The 17,253-nt window shown below is 50.4% G+C and carries 14 protein-coding genes; 11 read left to right on the top strand and 3 right to left on the bottom strand.

Annotated features, from left to right (window positions below; translation table 11 throughout):
- Positions 1-97 precede the first annotated feature (97 nt).
- The 8 genes from tig (at position 98) to J1784_RS24345 (ending at position 10,047) form a co-directional block, all read left to right on the top strand.
- A complete protein-coding gene (gene tig, locus J1784_RS24380; RefSeq protein WP_217151326.1) occupies positions 98-1,402 on the top strand; it encodes a trigger factor in 1,305 nt (434 codons plus the stop codon).
- Positions 1,403-1,817: 415 nt separating this feature from the next.
- Entirely contained in the window at positions 1,818-2,441 is a 624-nt protein-coding gene (gene clpP, locus J1784_RS24375) for an ATP-dependent Clp endopeptidase proteolytic subunit ClpP (RefSeq protein WP_056771081.1), read from the top strand.
- Between the two features lie 205 nt (positions 2,442-2,646).
- Positions 2,647-3,921, top strand: a complete 1,275-nt coding sequence (gene clpX / locus J1784_RS24370) for an ATP-dependent protease ATP-binding subunit ClpX (protein ID WP_112287508.1) — start codon at positions 2,647-2,649, stop codon at positions 3,919-3,921.
- 191 nt (positions 3,922-4,112) lie between these two features.
- Positions 4,113-6,467, top strand: coding sequence for an endopeptidase La (gene lon, locus J1784_RS24365; RefSeq protein WP_120506425.1), 2,355 nt, complete (start codon positions 4,113-4,115; stop codon positions 6,465-6,467).
- A gap of 216 nt (positions 6,468-6,683) precedes the next feature.
- Positions 6,684-6,959 (top strand): nucleoid-associated protein HU-beta, encoded by a 276-nt coding sequence (gene hupB, locus J1784_RS24360; RefSeq protein ID WP_013576637.1) that lies wholly within the window; start codon positions 6,684-6,686, stop codon positions 6,957-6,959.
- 165 nt (positions 6,960-7,124) lie between these two features.
- Positions 7,125-9,005, top strand: a complete 1,881-nt coding sequence (gene ppiD / locus J1784_RS24355) for a peptidylprolyl isomerase (protein ID WP_217151325.1) — start codon at positions 7,125-7,127, stop codon at positions 9,003-9,005.
- A 138-nt stretch (positions 9,006-9,143) separates the two neighbouring features.
- A complete protein-coding gene (locus J1784_RS24350) occupies positions 9,144-9,527 on the top strand; it encodes a ComEA family DNA-binding protein (RefSeq protein ID WP_217151324.1) in 384 nt (127 codons plus the stop codon).
- A gap of 118 nt (positions 9,528-9,645) precedes the next feature.
- Positions 9,646-10,047, top strand: coding sequence for a YbgC/FadM family acyl-CoA thioesterase (locus J1784_RS24345; RefSeq protein WP_195823647.1), 402 nt, complete (start codon positions 9,646-9,648; stop codon positions 10,045-10,047).
- Between the two features lie 96 nt (positions 10,048-10,143).
- Here J1784_RS24345 and queC read toward each other — a convergent pair whose 3' ends face one another.
- Together queC and J1784_RS24335 are read right to left on the bottom strand one after the other, a co-directional pair.
- A complete protein-coding gene (gene queC, locus J1784_RS24340; protein WP_217151323.1) occupies positions 10,144-10,842 on the bottom strand; it encodes a 7-cyano-7-deazaguanine synthase QueC in 699 nt (232 codons plus the stop codon).
- A gap of 108 nt (positions 10,843-10,950) precedes the next feature.
- Positions 10,951-12,663, bottom strand: a complete 1,713-nt coding sequence (locus tag J1784_RS24335; protein ID WP_217151322.1) for an SgrR family transcriptional regulator — start codon at positions 12,661-12,663, stop codon at positions 10,951-10,953.
- A gap of 192 nt (positions 12,664-12,855) precedes the next feature.
- Here J1784_RS24335 and cof point away from each other — a divergent pair, with 192 nt between their 5' ends.
- Positions 12,856-13,674 (top strand): HMP-PP phosphatase, encoded by an 819-nt coding sequence (cof, locus tag J1784_RS24330; protein ID WP_217151321.1) that lies wholly within the window; start codon positions 12,856-12,858, stop codon positions 13,672-13,674.
- 63 nt (positions 13,675-13,737) lie between these two features.
- Here the strand turns inward: cof and J1784_RS24325 are convergent, their stop codons facing one another.
- A complete protein-coding gene (locus tag J1784_RS24325) occupies positions 13,738-14,781 on the bottom strand; it encodes a PLP-dependent cysteine synthase family protein (RefSeq protein ID WP_217151320.1) in 1,044 nt (347 codons plus the stop codon).
- Positions 14,782-14,900: 119 nt separating this feature from the next.
- On the opposite strand from J1784_RS24325, the gene J1784_RS24320 reads away from it, so the two are divergent.
- Complete coding sequence (locus tag J1784_RS24320; protein ID WP_217151319.1) at positions 14,901-15,356, top strand: Lrp/AsnC family transcriptional regulator; 456 nt, start codon at positions 14,901-14,903, stop codon at positions 15,354-15,356.
- 135 nt (positions 15,357-15,491) lie between these two features.
- A complete protein-coding gene (locus J1784_RS24315) occupies positions 15,492-17,252 on the top strand; it encodes a SmdA family multidrug ABC transporter permease/ATP-binding protein (protein WP_217151318.1) in 1,761 nt (586 codons plus the stop codon).
- Position 17,253: the final 1 nt, after the last annotated feature.

Here is a 17,253-nt window from a genome sequence, read left to right as displayed (position 1 = left end):
GTTTTCAAGGTAAGTTCGCGCACTCGATGCTGCTTCTCATCTTGAGAACGACTTCTGGAGTTGACCGAGCACTGTGATTTTTTTTTGAGGTAACAAGATGCAAGTTTCTGTTGAAACCACTCAAGGCCTTGGGCGCCGCGTAACGATTACTGTTCCTGCTGAAAGCATTGAAAAAGCAGTGAGCAGTGAACTGATCAACGTCTCTAAAAAAGTACGAATTGACGGCTTCCGTAAAGGCAAAGTACCAAGCCACATCATCGAACAGCGTTACGGCGCATCAGTACGTCAGGACGTGCTGGGTGATCTGATGCAACGCAATTTCGTTGATGCGATCATCAAAGAAAAAATCAATCCGGCTGGCGCACCTAACTATATCCCAGGTGAGTACAAGCAAGGTGAAGACTTCAATTTCTCCGTAGAATTCGAAGTGTACCCGGAAGTTGAGCTGAAAGATCTGGAAAACATCGAAGTTGAAAAACCTGTTGTTGAAGTTAACGACGCTGATGTTGATACCATGCTGGAAACTCTGCGTAAGCAACAGGCTGACTGGAAAGAAACTGACGCTGCAGTCACTGCTGAAGATCGCGTAACTGTTGATTTCTCCGGTTCTATCGACGGTGAAGATTTCGAAGGCGGCAAAGCCTCTGATTTCGTACTGGCTATGGGCCAGGGCCGCATGATCCCAGGCTTCGAAGAAGGTCTGGTCGGTCACAAAGCCGGTGAAGAATTCACTATCGACGTGAACTTCCCGGAAGATTACCACGCTGAAAACCTGAAAGGTAAAGCAGCTAAGTTCGTGATCACTCTGAAGAAAGTTGAAGAGCGCGAACTGCCAGAACTGACGCCAGAATTCATCAAACGTTTCGGCGTGGCTGATGGTTCTGTTGAAGGTCTGCGTGCTGAAGTGCGTAAAAACATGGAACGCGAGCTGAAAGGTGCTGTTCGTAACCGCATCAAAACTCAGGCAATCGACGGTCTGGTCAGCGCTAACGAAATCGACGTGCCAGCTGCACTGATCGACGGCGAAGTAGACGTTCTGCGTCGTCAGGCTGCACAACGTTTCGGCGGCAACGAAAAACAAGCGCTGGAACTGCCACGTGAGTTGTTCGAAGAGCAAGCTAAACGTCGCGTAGTTGTCGGTCTGCTGCTGGGCGAAGTCATCAGCCAGCACGAACTGAAAGCTGACGAAGATCGCGTTAAAGCGCTGATCGAAGAAATGGCTTCTGCGTACGAAGATCCACAAGAAGTTGTTGAGTTCTACAGCAAAAACAAAGAGCTGATGAACAACATGCGTAACGTCGCGCTGGAAGAACAAGCGGTCGAAACTTTGTTGTCTAAAGCGAAAGTGACTGAAAAAGCCACTACCTTTACTGAGCTGATGAACCAGACTCAACCTGCATAAGTCTATTGCACGTTGCTGAACCTGTTAGCAGGTTCGCTTCTTAAGCCCGCAGTTTTTACTGCGGGCTTTTTATTTGTTTAAAATCGGATATTGTTGTTTTTGACTGTTGTTTTTGCACTATATTTATCACTATAAGGCACAGCCCACGTAGAAACCTCACTCAGACCTCATCCAGAATGGCTTTTGCAGGGTTTTGGACGGCGTGAGAAAAAGAAATATTCCTGCAGGCTTGAAAAAAGGGGCTAAATCCCCCAATTGATAAGAACGAACCCAGGTAAATTTGTAGTTAAAATCTGACTGATAACGACCGTCAGGCGTGTAAATGGCGACTTGTCCGCTTGAGCATAGTCATGTGTGCCTATCTCAAGTAGAATCGGTTTAAAGAGCGCCAAACAGAATCTATTAGGAGACGGTTATGTCATACAGTGGTGAAAGAGAGCAATTTGCACCAAACATGGCGTTGGTACCCATGGTGGTTGAGCAAACTTCACGGGGCGAACGTTCATACGACATCTTCTCCCGTCTGCTTAAGGAACGCATCATCTTCCTGACCGGTCAGGTGGAAGACCATATGGCTAACCTGATTGTTGCCCAGATGCTGTTCCTGGAAGCAGAAAGTCCGGAAAAGGACATCTACCTTTATATTAACTCGCCGGGTGGCGTGATCACTGCCGGTATGTCGATTTATGACACCATGCAGTTCATCAAACCGGACGTCAGCACCATTTGTATGGGGCAGGCGTGTTCAATGGGGGCATTCCTGTTGACCGCTGGCGCAGAAGGCAAACGCTTCTGTCTGCCAAACTCACGCGTAATGATCCACCAGCCACTGGGCGGTTTCCAGGGCCAGGCGACGGACATTGAGATCCACGCGAAAGAAATTCTGAAAGTAAAATCACGTATGAATGAGCTGATGGCGAAACATACGGGCAAAACTCTTGAAGAAATAGAGCGTGACACTGAGCGTGACCGTTTCCTGTCTGCTGATGAGGCTGTACAGTACGGATTAGTGGATTCCGTATTTACCCATCGCGCCTGACGGCTTATTTCTGCCGGGCTGATGGTCTATAGTTATACTCATACGGACGTCTCAAAGGCAGATTTTGTATCAAGCAAAATCTGCCTGTAATGAGTCATAACAGGAATGAACAGACATCAGCCAATCATGCGGCTGTTGTGTAATATGGTCGTGTCGTGGTGTTCTTGTTACGCTGCGGGACTGATACTAGAGAAGAGGTTTACTGATGACAGATAAGCGCAAAGACGGTTCAGGAAAGCTGCTGTACTGCTCTTTTTGCGGCAAAAGCCAGCATGAAGTGCGTAAGCTGATTGCCGGGCCGTCAGTGTATATCTGCGATGAATGTGTCGATTTATGTAATGACATTATTCGCGAAGAGATCAAAGAAGTCGCGCCACACCGTGAACGCAGTGCATTACCGACGCCGCATGAAATTCGTCAGCATCTTGATGATTATGTTATCGGTCAGGAACCTGCGAAAAAAGTGCTGGCTGTGGCTGTATACAACCACTACAAGCGCCTGCGTAATGGCGATACCAGCAACGGTATCGAATTAGGCAAGAGCAACATTCTGCTGATCGGGCCGACCGGTAGCGGTAAAACGCTGCTGGCTGAAACCCTGGCACGCTTCCTGGATGTGCCATTTACTATGGCCGATGCCACCACGCTGACCGAAGCCGGTTACGTAGGTGAAGACGTCGAAAATATTATCCAGAAATTGCTGCAGAAATGTGACTACGACGTACAGAAAGCGCAACGCGGTATTGTTTACATTGATGAAATCGATAAGATTTCCCGCAAATCTGATAACCCGTCCATCACGCGTGACGTGTCAGGCGAAGGTGTTCAGCAGGCGCTGCTGAAACTGATTGAAGGCACCGTGGCTGCCGTTCCACCGCAAGGCGGACGTAAGCATCCACAGCAGGAATTCCTGCAGGTTGATACCTCGAAAATCCTCTTTATCTGTGGCGGCGCCTTTGCCGGTCTGGATAAAGTGATTGGTCAGCGTATCAACACCAACACCGGTATCGGTTTTGGGGCAGAAGTGAAAGGCAAAGAACAGAAAGCAACCGAAGGTCAGTTGCTGGCACAGGCAGAACCAGAAGATTTGATCAAATTTGGTCTGATTCCTGAGTTCATTGGCCGTCTGCCAGTGGTAGCGACCCTGAGCGAGCTGAACGAAGAGGCCCTGATTCAGATTCTGAAAGAGCCGAAAAATGCCCTGACTAAGCAATACCAGGCATTGTTCAATCTGGAAGGCGTTGAACTGGAATTCCGTGATGAAGCGCTGGTTGCGATTGCGAAAAAAGCCATGGTCCGTAAAACCGGTGCCCGTGGTCTGCGTTCAATCGTAGAAGCCGCCTTGCTGGATACTATGTATGATCTGCCGTCTCTCGAAGATGTCGAGAAAGTGGTGATTGATGAGTCCGTGATTGCGGGCCAGTCAGAACCTCTGATGATTTATGGCAAACCAGAAGCGCAACAGGCATCTGGCGAATAATTAGCCAATCTATCCAGAGAGTTAGCCATGAAATGGGGGATTTTGTCCCCCATTTTTTTTTCGCACATTCTTATCGTTGAATGTCGGACATTCATCCCCATATACTCAGTTAACGACTTGCTGAAACCCGTCTGACTCGTGTTTCACGAGATTTCCTTAACCTGGCGGAAGCTAAACTAAGAGAGAGCTCTATGAACCCTGAGCGTTCTGAACGCATAGAAATCCCCGTATTGCCTTTGCGCGATGTGGTGGTTTATCCGCACATGGTGATCCCGTTGTTTGTTGGCAGGGAAAAATCGATTCGGTGCCTCGAAGCCGCGATGGATCACGACAAAAAAATCATGCTGGTGGCGCAGAAAGAAGCCTCAACAGATGAGCCGGGCGTTAATGATCTCTTCTCCGTGGGTACGGTTGCCTCAATATTACAAATGCTGAAGCTCCCGGACGGCACGGTTAAAGTGCTGGTGGAAGGGTTACAACGCGCGCGTATTACGACACTTTCTGACAGTGGCGAGCATTTTGCTGCCCAGGCGGAATATCTGGAATCTCCGGCCGTGGATGAACGCGAGCAGGAAGTTCTGGTGCGCACCGCGATCAATCAGTTTGAAGGTTACATCAAGCTGAACAAAAAGATCCCGCCGGAAGTGCTGACGTCATTGAACAGCATTGAAGATGCTGCACGTCTGGCTGACACCATCGCCGCACATATGCCATTGAAACTCGCTGACAAACAATCCGTGCTGGAAATGTTTGATATCACCGAGCGTCTGGAATATCTGATGGCGATGATGGAATCGGAAATCGACCTGTTACAGGTTGAGAAACGTATCCGTAATCGTGTCAAAAAACAGATGGAAAAAAGCCAGCGCGAGTACTATCTGAACGAGCAAATGAAAGCGATTCAGAAAGAACTTGGCGAAATGGACGACACGCCTGACGAGCATGAGGCGCTGAAACGCAAAATCGAAGCGGCCAAAATGCCGAAAGATGCGCGTGAAAAAACTGAAGCTGAGCTGCAAAAGCTGAAAATGATGTCACCGATGTCCGCCGAAGCCACGGTTGTCCGTGGATATATCGACTGGATGCTTCAGGTGCCGTGGAATGCCCGCAGCAAAGTGAAAAAAGACCTGCGCAAAGCACAGGAAGTTCTGGATACCGATCACTTTGGCCTCGAGCGGGTTAAAGATCGCATCCTTGAGTATCTTGCAGTGCAGACGCGCGTCAGCAAAATCAAAGGGCCAATCCTTTGCCTGGTCGGGCCTCCGGGTGTGGGTAAAACCTCACTGGGCCAGTCCATTGCGCGTGCTACAGGACGTGAGTATGTCCGTATGGCGCTGGGTGGGGTACGTGATGAAGCGGAAATCCGTGGTCACCGTCGTACCTATATCGGTTCTATGCCGGGTAAACTGATCCAGAAAATGGCGAAAGTCGGGGTAAAAAACCCGCTGTTCCTGCTCGATGAAATCGACAAGATGTCATCGGACATGCGCGGTGATCCGGCTTCTGCTCTGCTGGAAGTGTTGGATCCGGAACAGAACGTGGCGTTTAACGATCATTATCTGGAAGTCGATTACGACCTGTCAGATGTGATGTTCGTAGCGACCTCGAACTCGATGAACATCCCGGCTCCGCTGCTTGACCGTATGGAAGTGATCCGTCTTTCCGGTTATACCGAAGATGAAAAACTGAACATCGCCAAACAGCATTTACTGCCCAAGCAACTTGAACGTAACGCGCTTAAGAAGAACGAACTGACTGTTGATGACAGCGCGATTATCGGCATTATCCGTTTCTATACCCGTGAAGCGGGTGTGCGTAGTTTAGAACGTGAGTTGTCTAAACTTTGCCGAAAAGCGGTTAAACAATTGCTGATGGATAAATCCATCAAGCACATTGAGATCAACGGCGATAACCTGAAAGATTTCCTCGGCGTGCAGAAGGTCGATTATGGCCGTGCGGACACTGAAAACCGTGTGGGCCAGGTAACGGGTCTGGCGTGGACCGAAGTGGGCGGCGAACTGCTGACCATCGAAACGGCCTGCGTACCGGGCAAAGGTAAGCTGACTTACACCGGTTCTCTGGGTGAAGTGATGCAGGAATCCATTCAGGCGGCGCTGACCGTTGTCCGTGCGCGTGCTGACAAACTGGGTATCAACCCTGACTTCTACGAAAAACGTGATATTCACGTTCACGTCCCAGAAGGGGCTACGCCGAAAGATGGTCCGAGTGCCGGTATCGCAATGTGTACCGCGCTGGTGTCTTGTCTGACCGGTAACCCGGTTCGTGCGGATGTGGCGATGACAGGCGAAATCACTCTGCGTGGTCTGGTTCTGCCCATTGGTGGTCTGAAAGAAAAACTGCTGGCAGCCCATCGTGGTGGCATCAAAGTGGTTCTGATCCCGGACGACAACAAACGTGATCTGGAAGAAATTCCGGCAAACGTGCTGGCAGATCTTGAGATCCACCCGGTAAAACGCATTGATGATGTTCTGAACATTGCACTGCAAAATCCGGCTTACGGCGCATTGCCGGTGGCAGCAAAATAGTGACATCAGCTTACACAGTTGAATAAAACTCAGGCTGGCAGGTGAAATCTCACTTGCCAGCTTTTTTTTGTGCCGTTAAGTTAGTCAACGGTCAGAAGGATTCAGGCTGCTTTCAGTCGCTTGCATCGCTCTGACAAGATTGATATAACAGCAGCGCGGTCACGTCTGCAGGGAAAATGCGGCGTGATGAACGAAATTTAAGAGGGGATGATAAGAGTGAATAAGTCACAATTGATCGACAAAATTGCTGCCGGTGCTGATATTTCTAAAGCCGCAGCGGGACGTGTTTTAGATGCTGTTCTTGCATCTGTCACTGACACCCTGAAAGCTGGGGATGAAGTAGCTCTGGTAGGTTTCGGTACTTTCTCCGTGCGTGAACGTTCAGCACGTACTGGTCGTAACCCACAGACCGGTAAAGAAATCAGCATTGCAGCAGCTAAAGTACCTGGCTTCCGTGCAGGTAAAGCGCTGAAAGATGCCGTTAACGGCTAATTACCTGCAAGCTGACGTTACAACCGCGTGAGGCGCATCACTGATGCTTTTTCACACAGGTCTGGTTGTTAAACAATAACCTGACGTCATCGGGCTGGTAAGGTAAGATACAAGGCGCATCGAAAACGGTGCGCTTTTTTTATTACAGCGGAGTGTTGCCTCACTATGATGGACAATTTACGCGCGGCTTCTAATAACGTCGTGCTCAAAATCATTCTGGCCCTGATTATTCTGTCCTTTATTTTGACAGGGGTGGGCAACTACCTGGTCGGCGGTTCAGGCGACTATGCAGCGAAAGTGAATGGTCAGGAAATCGGTCGGGCTCAGTTAGAGCAGGCAGTGCAGAACCAGCGTAACAGGTTGCAGCAGCAACTTGGCGATCAGTTCTCTCAGCTGGCGGGCAGTGATGGTTACATGCAGCAACTGCGTCAGGAATCCCTGAGCAATCTCATTGACGTCACTTTACTGGATCAGTATTCCAAAAAATTGGGTATTACCGTCAGCGATCAGCAGATCAAAGACGCGATTTTTGCGACCCCACAATTCCAGACTGATGGCCGTTTCGATAACGCCAAATATCTGCAAAGCATCCAGAGCATGGGATACAGCGCGGATAACTTTGCGCAGCTGATGAAACAGCAGCTCATCAGTCAGCAGCTTGAGCAGGCTTACGGTCAATCTGATTTTGTTTTGCCGGTAGAAAGCAAATCAATGGCTGAACTGCTTCTGCAGGTTCGTGATGTACAAACCGCCACTCTGGATACTGATGCACTGGCTGCTAAACAGCAGATTACAGACGCAGAGTTGCAAGCCTTCTACGACCAGAATAAAAACAGCTTTATCTCCCCTGAGCAGGTAAAAGTCAGCTACATCGAGATGGATGCAGCGGCAATGCAGGGCAAAACTGACGTGACAGATGCTGATATCAGCGCCTATTACGACCAGCACAAAAGTGAGTTTGGTCAGCCTGAACGCCGCCGTTACAGCGTCATTGTCCTGAAATCACAGGCTGATGCCGATGCGGTTGCCGCAGAGCTTAAGAAAGGCACTGACTTTGCCGAACTGGCTAAGACTAAATCTACCGATGCCCTGAGCGCTAAACAGGGTGGTGATTTGGGCTGGATGGAACCAGAAACGACATTGCCAGAATTTAAGAACGCGAAACTAACGACCAAAGGTCAGGTGTCCGGCGTGATTAAATCTGACAGCGGTTTCTTCATCCTGCGTCTTGATGACGTAACGCCTGAACAGGTTAAACCGTTAGCGACTGTCCGCAACACCATCACTGACAAGCTTAAGCAGGAAAAATCACTGGATGCTTACTACGCGCTGCAACAGAAAGTCAGCGAAGCAGCAACCAATGACAATGAATCTCTGGCTTCAGCCGAAGAAGTTGCAGGGACTAAAGCGGTACATACCGACTGGTTTACCCAAAACCAAATCCCTGCTGGCATCAATTTCAAACCTGTCGTACAGGCGATTTTTGATGGCGGTCTGATTGGTCAGGACGGTTCTCCGGGCAGTAACTCCGATATCATTACTGTGGATGGTGATCGCGCCTTTGTAGTTCGTGTTGAAGCGCATAAAGCCGAAGGCGTAAAACCTTTTGCTGAAGTGAAAGATCAGGTGACGACGCTGGTTAAACGCCAGAAAGCACAAGATCAGGCACGGATGGATGGCGAGAAACTGCTGACCGCTCTGAAAGACGGCAAAGGCGATGACGCGATGAAAGCGGCAGGTCTGAGCTTTGGTGCTTCTCAGAAAGTCCAGCGCAGCCAGCAGCCTTCTGCGTTTGAATCTAACGTCTACGCATTGCCACAGCCTCAGAAAGGCCAGCCGGTTTATGGTCTGACTCAGGACAATAAGGGCAACAGCGTACTGGTTAAACTAAATTCTGTGACGCCGGGTGTCGTTCCTGAAACGGATACCGCACGTTTCAATCAGGAGATGCAACAAACCTCCTCGAACGTGACCTTTGATGCCTTGCTGACTAACCTGCGTCAGGAAGCGAAAATCAAATACGGTTCAGCTGCACAAAACCAGTAAACGCCGCAAAGATTTGCAACGCGTTGCAACAAACAAAGGCCGCTTTCGCGGCCTTTTCCATATTTGAAACTTGCCCGTTGTTCGCTTTTTCTTCCTGATGCAATCTCTCCGTGCTGTCAAACACATGGAGGATACAGCATGAAAAAATTAGGCACTACATCACTTTCCTTAGCTCTGGCACTGGGACTTTCTACTCTGCCCGTTATGCTACACGCGGCACCGAATGCCACCAGCCCTGTGGCAACCACCACGGCTGCACCGGTCACCGCTGCGGGTAAAGTCTCAGGCCCGCAAGTGAAAAAGGAGCAGGTTGCGGTTACAGATGAAAGTACCGTCAACATCAACACTGCGACAGCAGAGGAGTTTGCCAAAGTGATGAACGGGGTAGGGATGAAGAAGGCGCAGGCCATCATCAGCTATCGCGAAGAATTGGGGCAATTTACCGATGTGGAACAACTGCGCGAAGTACCGGGAATTGGTGCTGCATTGTTTGAACGTAACAAGGACCGTCTGAAATTGTGACGGATGTCTCGGCGGTAAACCCTTAACGGTTGCCGCCGTTTTCTTCTGCTAATCTCTAAAGACATCTGACCAGTTTGGTTGTATGCCTCAGACGATTATCAGGAGTTTTTTAACCACTATGCATACCTTTATTAAAGTTCGCGGTTTTCATATCGACGTCTATCAGCACGTCAACAATGCGCGCTATCTGGAATTCCTGGAGACTGCCCGCTGGGAATGGCTCGATAATCAGTCGGGTTTCCAGTGGATGAGCGAGAACAAAATTGCGTTCATCGTGGTGAATATCAATATCAATTATCGCAAACCGGCAGTGCTCGGCGATGTGTTGCGCATTGACAGCAGTTTGCAGCAATTAAACGGACGCAGCGGTGTGCTGGAACAGGTGGTGACCTGTGAGGGCGAAGTGGTTGCCGATGCGACGCTGACGTTTGTCTGTATCGATTTGCGAACGCAAAAAGCGTTGCCGCTGGAAGGTGAGTTACTGGAGCGATTGCGAGAGCTGGAACTGGAAAACGACTGATCTGGCTACGTACTGATATAAATGCTGATTATACATATTGATAAATCAGAAACGGGTGGTCTGATATCCACCCGCTTTGCCTCGGACTTCGCTGAATTAACGCAGACCGGTTTTCTGCTTCAGGCTGTTCATCACGCCCGCTTTATCCTGCTGGAATTGCTGCAAACCGTTGGCGCGCAAATGGCAGGCTGCACATTCGCCACAACCATCACCGGCAATGCCGTTGTAGCAGGTCAGCGTTTTATGGCGAACCAGATCCAGTTGCTGATAATAATCTGCCAGCGCCCAGGTTTCCGCTTTGTTCAGCCACATCAGCGGCGTTTCAAAACGGACATCCCGCGCAAGACCCAGTGAAACAGCCGTGTTCAGTGATTTCACAAACTCATCGCGGCAATCCGGATAACCGGAGAAGTCCGTTTCACAGACTCCGGTGATCACCGCTTCTGCCTGGATCTGATAAGCGTAAATCGCCGCCAGCGTCAGGAATAAGATATTACGACCGGGAACAAAAGTGCTTGGCAGTCCGCCGTCATTTTCATCACCGAAGTTAGGCACCGGAATGTTATCGCGGGTCAGGCTGCTGACGGCCAGTTCGTTTAACAAGCCAACGTCAAGAACCTTGTGCGCACGGGCACCCAGTTCTACGGATAATTTCTGCGCGATTTCAATTTCAGCACGATGGCGCTGACCATAATCGAATGTGACGCAGTGGACTTCGTCATATTGCTTCAGAGCCTGAATCAGACAGGTTGTTGAGTCTTGTCCGCCGCTAAAAACCACCACTGCTCTTTTCATTCTGATTACCTGTTGTTTGAAACCGTTAACTGAAATTCACTGCACCGGGCAGTAAAATTGCCCTAATGTTACTTTCCTTTAGTGTCAGAGTGTAGTGAAACAGCTCCATCAGGCATTTTCTGCAGGCAGTGGCGGAGGAACCCAGGCCTGACAAAAATCAAACCAGCCCCAGGCCGTAAGCTGAACTCCGCTGATACGCGGTGGCGCGCTAACCTGATATTGATAGTTAAACAGGGGCGTCACGATGCCAGATTGCATCCATTGAAAGAAATGCTCGCGCAATTCATCCGAACGGCGGTTTTCCTGAGGGATTTGCTGGATCTCTGTCAGGCGCCGTTGCTGACGTGTGTAATCTTCATCACGCAGGATCCCAGGCCACAGCGGATCCTGCTGTAACCAGTTCTCCAGCGATGCTTCGGGAGACTCGCCAATCAGGCGGTCACCGAGTAAAAGATCGGCTGAGCGGAGCAACGCATCGTCTTCCCAGAGCCTGCCAGCATGATAAGCAATCTCAAGTCCGCAACCTTCTTCTGCCAGCCTTTCCTTAAGTGCCTGCGCCACCAGTTCAAATTCAACCGGCGGGTGAAACAGCAATGTCAGCTTTTCCGGCAGCGAAACATCCGCATCGTCATGTAAAGGGATGGGCCAGCCCGGCAGCATTTCTTTGCTGGATTTCACCAGGTCATGATCGATAGGTAAATTATTCAGCATGCCGCTGCGCTGGATAAGACGGACAATTTTTCGCGCCTGCGCTTCATTTAACACGTTGCGCTTAAGATTAGCGGCGATATAGCAAAATCCCAGACTGGTACTGCGCCTGACCGGTTTTACTCGCGCTAATTCTTCCTGTTCGCCCAGAATGATCCTGACCGGATGCTGACAGCTGACATTGTTTTTCTGTGCAAACAGTTGCGGCGTGATCCAAAACTCAATTGCTGCCAGATAAGGATGCTGCAACGTATATAACGTGTGTTGCTCCAGCCTGACCAGCTCAGGGGAAAACGTGGTTAGCCGGAAAGGTCCGGCACCAATATGCGGATCTTCAGGGTGCGAGAGCAGACAATTGAGATCCGCAAAACGATGTGCCAGCCAGTAATCGGGTTTATCGAGATCAAATTGCAGGCATAACGCGTGTGGCTGAGAAAGTCTGGCCACTGACGCCAGATGATGTTTTCCGCGTGACGAATTCTTCAGTTGCTGAAACCGCGTCATAAGTTGTGCTGTTTTCAGCGGTTCGCCGTTATGCCAGAACAACTGGCTGCGCAGGAAAAACTGCCAGGTCTTGCCGTTATTACTGACTTGCCAGTGATGCGCCAGATCAGGCTGTGGCGCAGAGTTTCCCGGAATATAGCGCGTCAGTCCGGCATGAATGGTGTGGGCAAGATGCTGTTCCGCCCGACCGGTCAGGGTCAGCGGATCCAACGGCTGGAGAGGGCGGTAATAAGGAATACGCAGCGTAGGGGCATCTTCCTGCCATTGTCCGCCCAGATGGGGCGCCAGCAGTGCGTTGAGGTGAGTCGGATCCAGCTGGCTTAATTGCAGCGCCGCAGAATGTTCACCGTTGATCAGTAATTCCTGTAAATAGGTGCCGCGCAAATCTTCGGGTGTTCTCAGGCAGCAGAGCGAGGCGCGTTTTCCGCGGCCCGCCTGCGACTTCCACTCAATCCAGCCCGCATTCTGAAAATGAGCGAGTAAAGTCCGCGTGTGGCGTTCGCTACAGCAAAAGATTTCAGCCAGTTCTGCCACGGTAAGCTGAACGGGAAACGATCCGGTTTTGAGATGCAGACGCTGGAATTGATTAAGTCGGTTTTGCAGACGCATGATAAATACGGAACCTAATTTTTCAGGTTAACTTATCTGTTCAGCATATCGCACGCGCGACGCGCTGGCTTGCTGCTGAAAGGGAAAGTGTGAGCTAAAACCGGAACAGTATTCATAAACTGTTCACTATTAGTTCCGCAAATCCGGGTACATACTTTGAATGTAAAAATTATCCCCGCTCAGAGAGGAAACATGTTCCATTTAGCTGCTTTTGATATGGATGGCACGCTGCTTTTACCCGATCACACCCTGGGCGAAAACACGCTGGCAACGCTGCGTCAGCTGGCTGAAAAACCGGTAAAACTGACGTTTGCTACCGGACGTCATTATCTGGAAATGAAAGATATTCTGGCGAATATCGGGCTGGATGGTTTTCTCATCACCGGTAACGGCACGCGCATTCATGACTTAGCCGGGCACCGTTTGCACGCGAGCGATTTGACCGAAGATTGTGCGCATGAACTTCTGCACACGCAATGGGATACCCCGGCCAGTCTGCACGTATTCCGCGATGACGGCTGGTTTACGTCGCTCGATGACCCTGACCTGCTGATCCCGCACCAGTTCAGCGGTTTCCGCTATCAGTTGCAGGATTTGCGTCTGTTGCCTGATTCAGGAAACAGCAAAGTCTGTTTCTGCGCGCCTCACGAAACCCTGCTGGCGCTGGTTCCTCAGCTGAAAGCGCATTTCGGACCGCGTCTGGATTTGTGTTTCTCAGCGGCAGATTGTCTGGATGTGCAGCCTGCGGGCAGCAATAAAGGCAGCGCACTGGCGCTATTGACGGCAGGACTGGGGATTGAAATGTCTCAATGCATGGCCTTTGGCGATGCTATGAACGACAAAGAAATGCTGGAAAGCGTCGGGATGGGGCTGATTATGGGCAACGCATTACCGGTACTGAAAGAGCAATCACCTCACTTACAAATCATCGGGCATTGCCGCAATCAGGCTGTGTCTCACTTTTTGCAACACTGGCTGCACACTCCACACCTCACCTATTCCCCCGAATAAAAGGTATTGCAGCAAGCCGGGCTATTCTGTCCCGGCTTTTTTCCGTCATTTTTTGGAAAAATATCAGTTAAGTCCTTCTAACTGCGCCGCGTAAACGGAAATATCGCCGATATTTTTCGCCACCCAGTTGTCGTCAAAATAAGTATTCAGATAACGTTCGCCGCTGTCGCAAAGCAGGGTGACAATCGAGCCGGTTTCGTCTTTCTCACGCATTTGTTTTGCCAGCTGTAAAGCGCCCCACATATTGGTACCTGTTGAGCCACCGACTTTGCGTCCCAGAACCTGCTCAAGCCAGCGAACGGTCGCGACGCTTGCAGCATCGGGTACCTGCATCATGCTATCGATGACGTCCGGGATAAATGACGGTTCAGCACGCGGGCGGCCAATGCCTTCAATGCGGCTGCTGCACTGCGCGGTGACGCTGACGTCACGTTGCTGATAATAATCGTAAAATACTGAGTTTTCAGGATCTACAACCATCAATTCAGTGTCGTGCCCCTGATAGCGAATATAGCGGCCGAGCGTTGCGGATGTGCCGCCGGTACCGGCACTCATCACCAGATAGCGCGGCACCGGATGCGGTTCGCGGGACATCTGACGGAAAATACTGTCGGCAATATTGTTGTTACCGCGCCAGTCAGTCGCTCGCTCCGCATAGGTAAATTGATCCATATAATGGCCGTTCAGTTCTCTGGCGAGCTGCTCGGAAGCGGCATAAATCTGGCCGGAATTTTCGACGAAATGACAGCGACCGCCGTAAAATTCAATTTGCTGAATTTTACGCGGTGCGGTGCAGGAAGGCATGACGGCAATAAAAGGCAGCCCAAGCAGTCGTGCGAAATAGGCTTCGGAGATAGCGGTGCTCCCTGAGGAGGCTTCAATGATGGGCGTATTCTCGCGGATCCAGCCGTTGCACAGGCCATATAAAAATAGCGAGCGTGCCAGGCGATGTTTCAGGCTGCTGGAAGGATGCGTACTTTCATCTTTCAGATAGAGCGAAATTCCCGGGAAGTCGTTTAGTGCGAGACGAATTAAATGTGTGTCGGCAGAACGTTGAAAATCGGCGTCGATTTCTTTAATAGCGTGAGTGACCCAGGAATTACGCATGTTGCAGGCTCATGAAAGTGATTTGATGGAATAAGAATAACGTAATCATCAGAGAAATAAGTTACTCTTTGACCCATGAGTTGTCGTATTTGTAGAAAAATATTCTCCCGGAGCGTCTCATGGTAGATAAAATTGACCTCAAGCTGTTATCGCTGCTGCAAAAAGATTGCACCCTTTCTCTGAACCAACTGGCGGATGCCGTCAATCTCACTACCACACCCTGCTGGAAAAGAATCAAGCGCCTTGAAGATGACGGGATTATTTGCGGCAAAGTGGCGCTGCTTGATGGCGATAAGCTGGGGCTGAGCCTGACGGCATTTGTGCTGATCAAAACCCAGCATCACAACAGCGAGTGGTATCAGCGATTCGTGCAACAGGTTGAGGCTTTTCCGGAAGTACTGAGTTTCTACCGGATGGCCGGAGAATATGATTATTTGTTGCAGGTGCAGGTTTCCGATATGAAAAGCTACGACAACTTTTACAAGAGACTTGTGAATGGCATTCCAGGACTGAACGATGTGACCTCAAGTTTTGCGATGGAGCGCATAAAATCGACCACCGCATTGCCAATTTAATGCAAAAGTTGCAGTAAAAAGTTTCATCAGAAACGCCCGTTAACTCTGGTATCCTTGTCAGCCTGAAGAGCAAACAGGTATTGGGAATATCTGTTAACTCAATAAAATCATTATTATTTGTATGGAAAACTCTGCGTGAGACTGTTTGCACAATTAGGCTGGTATTTCCGTCGCGAATGGCGCCGGTATCTGGGTGCCGTTGCCTTGCTGATCATTATTGCTGTTCTGCAATTACTGCCACCAAAACTGGTCGGCGTAATTATTGATGGCGTAACGTCAAAACAGATGTCTTACAACGTGCTTTTCGCGTGGCTGGGTCTGATGCTCGGCACGGCGGTAGTCGTTTACCTGCTGCGCTACGTCTGGCGCGTGCTGTTATTCGGTGCTTCATATCAACTGGCAGTGGAGCTGCGACAAGATTATTTCCGCCAGCTTAGCCGCCAGCATCCGGCTTTCTATTTGCGTCACCGCACCGGCGACTTAATTGCCCGTGCGACCAACGACGTCGATCGCGTGGTCTTTGCCGCAGGCGAGGGCGTTTTGACGCTGGTGGATTCAATGGTCATGGGGCTTGCCGTACTGATCGTGATGGCAACACAGATCAGCTGGGAACTGACGCTACTTTCGCTGGTGCCGATGCCGGTAATGGCGATCATCATCAAACGCTACGGTGATCAGCTGCATTCCCGCTTTAAAACCGCACAGGCGGCGTTTTCCTCCCTTAACGATCAGGCGCAGGAAAGTCTGACCAGCATCCGTATGATCAAAGCTTTTGGTCTGGAAAATCATCAGTCATCGCAATTTGCTGACGTTGCGGCGGATACCGGTGCTAAAAACCTGCGCGTTGCCCGGGTCGATGCGCGTTTTGATCCGACAATTTACGTCTCCATTGGCATGGCAAATCTTCTGGCCATCGGTGGCGGCAGCTGGATGGTGGTTAACGGTCATCTTACACTCGGTGAACTGACCAGTTTCGTCATGTACCTTGGGCTGATGATCTGGCCAATGCTGGCGCTGGCGTGGATGTTCAATATTGTAGAACGCGGAAGTGCAGCTTACAGCCGCATCCGCAGCCTGTTGCAGGAAGCGCCGTCAGTGGCTGATGGTACAACCTCTTTACCGGCGGGGCGCGCGGTACTGGAAGCCCGGATCAACAATTTTCATTATCCCGAAAACCAATACGCCGCATTAACGTCCGTGGCGTTTTCCCTGCAACCGGGGCAAATGCTGGGTTTATGTGGTCCTACGGGATCGGGGAAAAGTACATTGCTCTGTCTGCTTCAGCGCCAGTTCGATGTGACGGACGGTGACGTGCGTTATCACGGCTTATCACTCAAAGAGATCCGCCTTGATGACTGGCGCGCACGGCTTGCCGTTGTCAGCCAGACACCTTTCCTGTTCTCAGATACCGTGGCACAAAATATTGCACTGGGTTGCCCGGACGCCACGCAGGAAGAAATTGAAGAAGCGGCACGACTTGCCAGCGTTCACGATGACATTCTGCGTTTGCCGCAGGGGTACGAAACAGAAGTCGGTGAGCGTGGCGTTATGCTTTCAGGCGGTCAGAAACAACGTATTTCAATTGCAAGAGCGCTGCTGCTGAAAGCCGAAATCCTGATCCTGGATGATGCCTTATCCGCTGTCGATGGCCGCACTGAGCATCAGATCCTGCAAAATCTGCGTCAGTGGGGAAGTGACAGAACGGTGATTATCAGTGCTCACAGGCTTTCTGCGCTGACCGAGGCCAGTGAGATTCTGGTATTCAGTCACGGAAGCATTTCCCAGCACGGCAGTCATGATGAACTGGCTACGAAGTCGGGCTGGTATCGCGATATGTTCCGCTATCAGCAGCTTGAAGCTGCCCTGGATGATGTGCCGGAAAAGGAGGCGGAATAAC

The organism is Rahnella ecdela (assembly GCF_019049625.1).
Classification (GTDB): domain Bacteria; phylum Pseudomonadota; class Gammaproteobacteria; order Enterobacterales; family Enterobacteriaceae; genus Rahnella; species Rahnella ecdela.
Note: the sequence above shows the minus strand (reverse complement) of the source record. Positions and strands in the feature narration are given on the sequence as shown.